The sequence below is a fragment of the Streptomyces sp. NPDC044002 genome (assembly GCF_056434525.1).
In genome coordinates this window covers 158,044-167,020 of sequence record NZ_JBWKEZ010000007.1, presented here as the reverse complement: position 1 = coordinate 167,020, position 8,977 = coordinate 158,044, and the positions used below count along the sequence as shown (strand labels likewise).

The following is an 8,977-nucleotide window of genomic DNA, read 5'->3' as shown; positions in this document are numbered from 1 at the left end:
ACCTCCCCCCCCCCCCTCCCCCCCCCCCCCCCCCCCCCCCCCCCCCCCCCCCCCCCCCTCCCCCCTCGCCCCCCCCCCCCCCCCCCCCCCCACCCACCCACCGCCCCCCCCCCCCCCCCCCCCCCCGGTGCCGCGTCGCGTGCCGGTCGACCAGCATGCGGATCACCTCCTCACCGGCCTGCGGCAGCGCGATCCGCCAACTGGCCGCCAGCGGTTCCCGGATCGCCTCCAGGTCCACCTCGCCGACCGCGCGCCCGCTGTCGGCCGGCGGACCGGGGGCGGGAGCGGTGTGCAGCATCACCAGATAGGCGGAATGCCGGTAGCCGGCCCGCAGGAGATGTTCGGCGCACGCCCGGCCGAAGCCGTCGTCCAGGACGGAGACGATGCGGAACGGCCGCTCGCCCATCGCCTCGTCCACCAGGCCCGGCAGGGCCGCCGGCTCCACGGCCGCCCGTTCGACCACTACCTGGTTGTGCGACCAGGAGTCCGCGAAACGGTCGTCGAACACCGCGAAGCCGCCCGGCAGCCGGAGCGTCCGCTCGGCCTGCCGCCGTGCGAACCCCGACAGGAACGCCGTGACCCGCCGGAGCTCGTCACTGCGCATGGGGCCCTTCCCGGACGGCGGTGCCGGATGCCGACGAGGCCAGGTACCGCGGTGCGCGGCGGGCGTCCAGCCGCCGCTCCACCGCGGCGCCCAGCGACAGCAGCCCGGCGTCCTGCCGGTCCCCGGCCATCAGGAGCAGGCCGACCGGCAGCTCGCCGACGAACCCGGCGGGCACGGACAGCGAGGGGTAGCCGGCGACGGCGGCCGGGGTGGAGGACGGGATCACGTCGTTGTCGCCCCGTGCGCAGTCGGTCGTCCAGGCGGGCGGGTTCGCCGGGGAGGCGATGGCGTCCAGGCCGTGGGCGGCCATGGTCTCGTCGATGGACCGCCGCGACAGGTCCTTCAGCTCCGCGCGCCTCGCCCGGTGGCCCGGGTCCGTCGCCGGCGGGGCGGCCAGGGCCTGCTCGAACAGCTCCTGGCCGGCGAAGCAGGTCCGTTCGGCCGGCTGCGCTCGGTTGAACGCGATCAGCCCGGCGAGGTCGCGCGGGCCGCGGCGGGAGGCGAGGTAGGCGTCGATGTCCCGGTGGAACTCGCTCAGCAGGGCGGGGAACTCCAGCTCAGCGAGCCGGTCCTGATAGGGCGGGGTCACCTCGACGACCTCCGCCCCGGCGGTCCGCAGCCGCTCCGCCGTCCGGGTCATCAGGGCGTCCACCTCCGCGCCGAGCGAGGGGAGCCGCCACAGGCCGATCCGCTTGCCGCGCAGGCCGCCGGAGCGCCGGTCCGCCTCCGTGAGGCCGAAGGCGCCGTCGGCACCCGCCGCGGCGTGGCCGCTGAGCACCGAGAAGGCGATCGCGGTGTCGACGACGCTGCGGGCCATCGGACCGGCCGTGTCCTGCTCGGCGGAGATCGGCACGACGCCGGACTGGCTGACCAGCCCGAGACTGGGCTTGTGGCCGACGACCCCGTTCATCCCTGCCGGGCAGACGATGGAGCCGTCCGTCTCGGTGCCGACCGCCACCTGGGCCAGCGACGCGGCGACCGCGGCGGCCGAGCCCGCGGAGGACCCGCACGGGTTGCGGTCCAGGACGTACGGGTTGTGCGTCTGGCCGCCCACCGCCGACCAGCCGGACGTGGGCTTGGCCGCACGGAAGTTGGCCCACTCGGACAGGTTGGCCTTGCCGAGGATCACCGCGCCCGCCGCGCGCAGCCTCCCGACCAGCTCCGCGTCCCTGGCCGGCGGACTTCCGGCCAGCGCCAGCGAGCCGGCCGTGGTCGGCATGTCGCGCGTGTCCACGTTGTCCTTCAGCAGGACGGGGATGCCGTCGAGCGGCCCGCGCGCCTTTCCGAGGCGGCGGCGGGCATCACTGGCGGCCGCCTCCCGCAGGGCCGCCGGGCTCGTGCGCAGCACCGAATTGATCTTCGGGTCGACTTCCCTGATCCGCCGCAGGTACGCCCGGGTCAGCTCCGACGAGGTCAGGGACCCGCGCTCCATGCGCGCCTGCAACTCGGGGATCGTCGCCGAGTCCAGGTCGATGCCGCGCAGGAGCACCGACTCGGCGCGGGACGCGGAACCCCCGGCACCCGACTCGGCGGCCACCGCGCGCTGTCCCGCGCCGCCCGCGGCCAGGAGGGGTGCCAGGGCCAGTGCCGCGGTCAGTGCCGCGACGCTTCTCGTCTTCATGGGGGACAGCCCACTCCAGCGGGAACGCCCGGCACAAGGGACTTCTGCGCCTCTTCGCGCCCCCGGGGGCCCTGAGCCCCTCCGCGCGGTGACCTCGGCGGGGGCGGCCGCGTTGGACCGCCCATGAAGAAGATCGTCCTCGCCCTCGGAGCGGTTCTCGCCACCGCCGCCCCGGCCGCCGCCACCCCGCCGCCGGTCGCCGACGCCCACGTCCGGCTCACCGTCACCCGTACCGTGGGCCCCGCACGGAACGCCTCCGTGTGGCTTGACTGCCCCGCCCGGCGGGCTCCGCACCACCCGAACCGGGAAGCGGCCTGCGCCGACCTGGCCGCCGCGGACGGCGACTTCGACCGGCTGCCGGGACAGGAGACGGCCTACTGCTCGAACGACTCCTCGCTGGTCACCGTGACCGCGGACGGCACCTACGCGGGACGCGAGGTCCACTGGCGGCACGTGTACGCGGACGACTGCGCGCTGGCCCTGGCGACCGGCAAGGTGTTCGACTTCTGAACGACCGTGCCCCGGGCAACGCACCGGGCCGGGACCGGTGGAGGTGCCACTGGTCCCGGCCTACCCGGGTGCCGCTCGTTACATCGGCTCGGGGAAGATGTCGCCGATGCTCCAGGAGACGCTGAAGCAGGGCGGGCGGAAGCCCTCCGGCTCGGTGTCCAGGGACTGGAGCGCGAGGATCTGGCTCATGGTGATCTCACTTCCTACTAGGGGTCGTTCGGTCGGTCATGCAGACCCCGGCAGGGCGTCGGTCGTGCCGCGCCGGGGGGTTCTCGGGGCGCCCGCCTCAGGTGGCTGCCGGGACCGGTGGGCGCGCGTGGTGGGGTTCAGCCAGGAGCGGGCCGGCCAGCAGGCGCCGCAGGGCCAGGAGGACACCGGCCCCGCCGCTGGAGAGGTCGGCGGTGAAGCGCATCGACCCCGCGCCCAGGAAGCGCACCCCGCGCCGGCCCGGGACCGCGTACTTGAGCAGGCCGGTCGCGGCCCGCACGGCGTCGGTGCGGGCGGCCTCCGTGCCGGTGAGCTCGGCGTGCCCGGCCAGGAACCAGGCCAGTCCGGCCAGCCCCCGGTACAGGCCCGCCTCCTTCGTGGCGCAGGAGACCCGGATGCCGGCGACCAGCTTCGGCAGCGCCGCGGCGCAGCGCTCGTCCGGCGCGCTGGCCACGTAGCGGGTGAGCACCGCCGCGACCCCGGCCGCGCCCGTGGCCAGGTACGGCATGGCCCGGGTGTGCCGGGCGTCGTCGGAGATCGACAGGGCGCCGTCGTCCAGGGCGAACGTCCGGTCCAGCTCCTGGTGGAGCAGCAGGCGGCCCACCTCCAGGTAGCGGGCGTCGCCGGTGGCGCGGGTCAGGTGGTGGAGGAAGAGCGCGACCCCGGAACGGCCGTGCAGCAGCCCGCGGGCGTCGTGCTCGCCGAGGGTGGCCGGCAGGTCGGGGGTGCGCAGCAGGCCCTGCGCGGCCGCGGCGGCCCGCACCAGGTGGCCGTCGTCCCCGGTCAGCCGGTGCAGGGCCAGCCAGCCCATGCCGACCCCGGCCCGCCCGCCGGCCAGCGTGCCGCAGGCGGCGGTGAGCGGGTGGTGGTCGGCGTCCCGGAGCAGGTCGACGGCCTCGTCCAGCCGGCCGAGGCCGGCCAGCACCGGGGCGACGCCGGCCGAGCCGACGAGCAGGCCGGGGGGCAGCGCCCCGCGCAGCGCCAGCGCGTCGCGGCGCAGCCGCTCGCCGATCTCCTCCGGCACCGGGACCCCGGCGCGCTGCAGGGCGTGCACCACCCCGGCCGTGCCGTAGGCCAGGCACACGTTGTTGGTCCCGAAGGCCTCGGCCGAGGGCGGGAAGGCCCACTCGGGCCGGTCGGCGTCCGCCACCTCCAGCAGCCCCGCGGCCACGTCGTCGGCGAGCCGGGCGAGGCAGCCGCGCGGATCGGCGTCCACCTCGGCCGGGGAGGGCGGGCGGCCGGGGCCGTCCTCGTCCTGCGCCCGCTCCGGCGCCCGGTGGAAGGCGGTCGCCCGCTGCCACAGGTCCTGCGGCACGGCCACGTCCACCAGGTCGCGGCGCAGCAGTTCGAGGTTGCCGGGCGCGTGCTCGGCGGTCTCGTTGAACGGCGCCAGGAAGGCGAGCGCGACCGCGGCCGTGCCGTACCGGTCCCGCAGCAGCGGGTCGGTGCCGGCCCGGACCAGGCCGGGCGGCGGCGTGAACCCGGGGGTGCTGACGCCGGAGGGCGCCGCGGACAGCGCCGTGGCCGCCTCGAAGTCCACCAGCCGGAGCCCGCCCGACGGGGAGACCATGATGTTGCCCGGGCTGAGGTCGCCGAACTGGTAGCCGGCGGCGTGCAGCCGCCCGAGCGTGGCGTCCAGCTGGTCCAGCAGGTTCCGGCACTGCGCGTAGTACCCGGCGACGGATCCGTCCGTGCGGTCGGCGCGGGCCAGCGGGGTGCTCCGGCTCAGCCAGCCGACCAGCGGCTGCCCCTCGACGAACTCGGTGACGAGGAAGTCGTGCTCCCACTCCGTGAAGTGGTCCAGCGGCTCCGGCCCCACCCCGGGTGCAGCCGCGTGCAGTTCGCGCAGCACGTCGTACTCGTGCCGCAGCCGCTGCTGCGCGTCGGTGCCGTCGAAGACCAGGCCGTTGTGGGCGCGGGCCTCCTTGAGGAAGACGGTGCGGCCGGTCCGCCGGTCCAGGGCCTGGTAGGTGCCGCCCGCGTTGCTCAGCCGCACCGCGCGGGTCACCTCGTAGTCGCGGATCAGGATGGGGCCCGTGTGCGGGGGCTCCTCCTGCTCCACGAAGGGGTCGGTGATCCCCGGCGGCATCAGGAAGGCGGGCACCCGCACGTCCACGGCCTCCCGGCCGGAGCCGTCGGTGACCAGGCCCTCCCGGGTGCCGTCGGCCCGCAGCCGAGTGCGGGGACCGAAGGCTCCGTAGCGGTAGTGGACCGTCCGCGAGTCGCGGAAGCGCCGGTCGGTGAGGACGTAGGGGCCCTCTTCCCCGTCGAGCGCGTCACGCAGGCGCTCCAGCAGCCGGCGGGCGGTCGCCTCGTCGGGCGGGTAGACGGCGCAGAACTTGCCCGACTGCGCCCGTGCGGCGTGCTTGTGGTGGAGGAACAGGAAGAACAGCCGGGCGCGCAGGTGCTTGAACGGCACGCCCTCGTCGGAGCAGATCCCGGCGACCGTGTCGAGCACGTGCTGGGCCCGCTCCAGCCGCGCCGACACGTGGATCTTCCAGCCCTGTTCGGCGAGTCCGGACCGGGGGCTGCCCCAGAACGTCCAGATGCCCTGGTCGGCGCTGCGCAGGCCGACCGGCGCCGTGCCGGGGACGAAGCGCGGCCCGGGGTCGGCCACGCTGGTCAGCGGCAGGAAGTACTCCCGGTCCGCGAGCGCCTCGCCGAAGCCTTCGAGCACGGGATCTCCTTGCGGGATGTGGGGCGGCCACAACGGTCGTGCCAGACGCTAGGAACGGCGGGTATGGAAACGGTTCGGCAACGCCATGCGACCGGTATCGGCCGAGATCACCCTCCGCGGTCGCTCCGACGGCCGGCTGTCGGGGGCGGCTGCGGGCCCGCTTGACCCCTGCTTGAGGTCCGGTGGTGCCCGAGTGGAAGAACATGGGGGCTCCTTCCCCATGTGGGGGGTGGCGCCTTCCGTACAAGATCGTGCGTGGGCCCGGAGCGGAGGGTCGGGGTCGAGGAGGGGCGATGGGGGCAGGACAGGTGCGGACCGAGGTTCCGCTGTCGGCTGTGGAGCGGTGGTGGGAGCCCGGGCTCGTCGGCGGTGGCGCCGGTCGAGGGCTGCCGGACTGGGCCGCGTTCGCCGAAGCGGCGGCGGCCCGCGCACCCGAGCAACCCCTGGCGCCGGAGGGGGACTTCCCGGGGCTGAGCGGTTTCGAGTGGGTGCTGCGCCCGTTCACCCGCGGTGCGGGGGAGCGGCTGGAGCGGGGCGTGTCGGCACGGGCGCGGCGGCTCGTGGACCTGGCCGCCGTACGGGACGACCTGGAGCGGCACCTCAGCGGCCGACTGGCCCGGGCGGCGGCGCGGACGCTGGTGCTGGAGCTGTACGAGGTGCGCAGCGCCGGGCGGTTGGACGGGGACGACACCCGGGCCCGGTTCCGGGACTTCCTGGGGCGGACCGCGTCCCGGCGCGGCCTGGCGGCCCTGCTGGCCGGCCGGCCGGTGCTGGCGCGGATCCTGGGACGGGCGGCGCTGGACGCGGCGGACGCCCTCGCGGAGGCGCTGGAGCGGCTGGCGGACGACCGGGCCCGGCTGGCCGCGGGCCTCCTGGGCGGGGACCCGGGGCTGCTCGTGGGCGTCGCGCCGGGCGCCGGCGACGGGCACCGGGGCGGCCGGAGCGTGATGCTGCTGCGCTTCGCCGACGGGACCCGGCTGGTGTACAAGCCGCGGCCGCTGGCCGTGCACCGCCACTTCAACGACCTCGTCGACTGGTTCAACGGGCTGCCGCACTCCGCGGACCTGCGTACGCTGCGGCTGCTCGACCGGGGCGGCTACGGGTGGGTGGAGTTCGTCGCCGCGGGACCCTGCGCCGATGCCGCGGAGATCGAGGTGTTCTACCGCCGCCAGGGCGCGCTGCTGGCGCTGCTGCACCTGATCGACGGCACCGACCTGCACCACGAGAACCTGATCGCCGCCGGCGCCCACCCGGTGCTGATCGACGTGGAGACCCTGTTCCACCCCCCGCTGGCGGCGACCGCCACGGAGGACCCCGCGGCGCGCGCGCTCCACGACTCGGTGTACCGGGTCGGACTCCTGCCCCAGCTCATGGTGGGCGACGACAGCGCCCTGGACGTGTCCGCGGTGGGCGGCGGCCGGGAAGCGGTCTCGCCCGTCGCCCGGGCCACCTGGGCGGACGCCGGTACGGACCGGATGCGCCTGGTGCGCAGGGCCGGGACGTTCGGGGAGTCCGCCAACCGGCCGCGGCTCGCGGACGGCACGCCCGTCGAGCCGGCGGACCACGTCGACGCGCTCTGCGCCGGATTCCGCACCGCGTACGCGGCCATCGCCGCGGCCAGGGGGGAACTGCTCCACGGGACGCCGCTGTTGAGGGCGTTCGCCGACGACGAGGTGCGGGTGCTGGCCAGGCCCACCTGGGTGTACAGCACCATGCTCGACGAGTCCACCCACCCCGACCTGCTGAAGGACGCGGCTGAGCGGCAGCGGGCCCTGGAGACCCTGCGGACCGACGACTCCGGGGCGGCCCTCACGCCCGACCTGGTCGACGAGGAGATCGCCCAGCTCTGGGCGGGAGACGTACCGCTGTTCACCGCCCGGCCGGGCACCGACCGGCTGTGGGGCGTGCCGGAGCGGCCGCTGGCCGGCCGCGCGGACCGGTCCGGGATCGCCCGGGTCGCCGCCCGGCTCGCCGCCTTGGACACGGTCGACCGGCAGGACCAGGAGTGGATCGTGCGCGCCGCGATGGCGACGGCCTCCTGCGCGCCCGTGCACCGGCCCGTCGGGGAGCGGCGCGCCCGTGCGGCGGAGCGCGCCCCCGAGCCGGAGCGGCTGCTGTCGGCGGCCCGGTCCGTCGGGGACCGGCTGGTCTCCCTCGCGTACCGCCGGGGACCGCGCACCAACTGGATCGGCCTGGAGCTGCTGGACGAGCGCTACTGGCGGATCGGCGCGATGCCGGCCGACCTGGCCGGCGGGTACACCGGGCCGGCGCTGTTCCTGGCCCAGTTGGCGGCGCTCACCGGGGCCGGCCACTACGCGGAGGTGGCCCGGACGGCCCTGGCGCCGGTGCCCGGACTGCTCGACGCGCTGCGCGCCCGGCCCGCCGACCTGGGCGCGGTGGGGTCGGGGGCCTTCTCGGGCCTCGGCGGCATCGCGTACGCGCTCGCCGAGACGGCACGGCTGCTGGACGATCCGGAGGCCGGCTCATGGGCGGCCGCGATGCTGCGGCTGGCCGGCACGGCGGCCCGGTCCGAGCCGGAGCACGGGGTGGCCGCGGGCGTCGCGGGCGGGCTCGCCGCACTGCTGGCCGCCCACCGGGCCGGTGCCGGGGGGCCGGAGACCTGGCGGGACGCACAGGCCGCCGCGGACCGGTTGGCGGCGGCGGATCCCACGGCCGGCGGGCGGGGCTTCACGACCGGGGCCGCCGGGCGGGGCTGGGCCCTGCTGCGGTTCGCCGAGGCCGCCGCGGGATCCGGGAGCGTGGCGGCCGGGGGCGCTGAGCGGTACCGGTTCGCGGGCCTGGCCGCACTGCGGGCGGCCGTCGACGGCGAGCCGGCCGGCGGCCGGGGTCCGGGGGGCCACGGGGCAGCCCCCGCGGACCCGCCCGGCCCGTCCGCATCCGGGGCGCGGGCGTCGGCCTGGTGCCGGGGGCGCGCCGGCATCGCACTCGCGGTGCTGGACGCGCCGGGCGCCCTGGCGGACCAGGCCCTCGCGACCTGGGCGCGCGGGACCGTCGAGGCGCTGGGCCGGGACCTGCCGGCCGCCGACGACAGCCTCTGCCACGGCGAGGCCGGGGTGTGCGAACTCCTCGGCCACGGCGCGGCCCCGGAGGCACGCGCGCACTGGATCCGCCGGGTCGGGGCGCTCCTGGCCTCCGTGGAGGAGACCGGTTCCCGCAGCGGCGCCCCGGACGGAGTCGCGCATCCCGGCCTGCTGACCGGGCTGGCGGGGATCGGCCACGGACTCCTCCGGGCCGGGTTCCCGGAGCGCGTGCCGTCCCTGCTGCTCCTGCACACGTCCGGCTAGGGGGGCCGGGTACACCGCATCACCGCATCACCGCATCACCGCATCACCGAGCA

The 8,977-nt window shown here is 76.8% G+C and carries 5 protein-coding genes (1 of these 5 cut by a window edge); 2 read left to right on the top strand and 3 right to left on the bottom strand.

Annotated features, from left to right (window positions below; genetic code table 11):
- Nucleotides 1-93, bottom strand: the 5' portion of a protein-coding gene (locus tag AC07A6_RS08070) for a GNAT family N-acetyltransferase (RefSeq protein WP_478776489.1). The gene continues 396 nt to the left of window position 1, outside the view; the window shows 93 of its 489 coding nt (coding positions 1-93); it begins with the start codon at nt 91-93; its stop codon lies beyond the left edge, outside the window.
- A gap of 500 nt (nt 94-593) precedes the next feature.
- Nucleotides 594-2,225: an amidase family protein gene (locus tag AC07A6_RS08065; RefSeq protein ID WP_478776488.1), complete on the bottom strand. Its 1,632-nt coding sequence runs from the start codon at nt 2,223-2,225 to the stop codon at nt 594-596.
- 123 nt (nt 2,226-2,348) lie between these two features.
- On the opposite strand from AC07A6_RS08065, the gene AC07A6_RS08060 reads away from it, so the two are divergent.
- Nucleotides 2,349-2,735, top strand: a complete 387-nt coding sequence (locus AC07A6_RS08060; RefSeq protein WP_478776487.1) for an SSI family serine proteinase inhibitor — start codon at nt 2,349-2,351, stop codon at nt 2,733-2,735.
- 286 nt (nt 2,736-3,021) lie between these two features.
- On the opposite strand, the gene lanKC is transcribed toward AC07A6_RS08060, so the two are convergent.
- Nucleotides 3,022-5,619 carry a class III lanthionine synthetase LanKC gene (gene lanKC, locus AC07A6_RS08055; protein WP_478776486.1) on the bottom strand — a complete coding sequence of 866 codons (2,598 nt, stop codon included), beginning with the start codon at nt 5,617-5,619 and terminating at the stop codon, nt 3,022-3,024.
- 293 nt (nt 5,620-5,912) lie between these two features.
- Here lanKC and AC07A6_RS08050 point away from each other — a divergent pair, with 293 nt between their 5' ends.
- Complete coding sequence (locus AC07A6_RS08050; RefSeq protein WP_478776485.1) at nt 5,913-8,924, top strand: type 2 lanthipeptide synthetase LanM family protein; 3,012 nt, start codon at nt 5,913-5,915, stop codon at nt 8,922-8,924.
- Nucleotides 8,925-8,977: the final 53 nt, after the last annotated feature.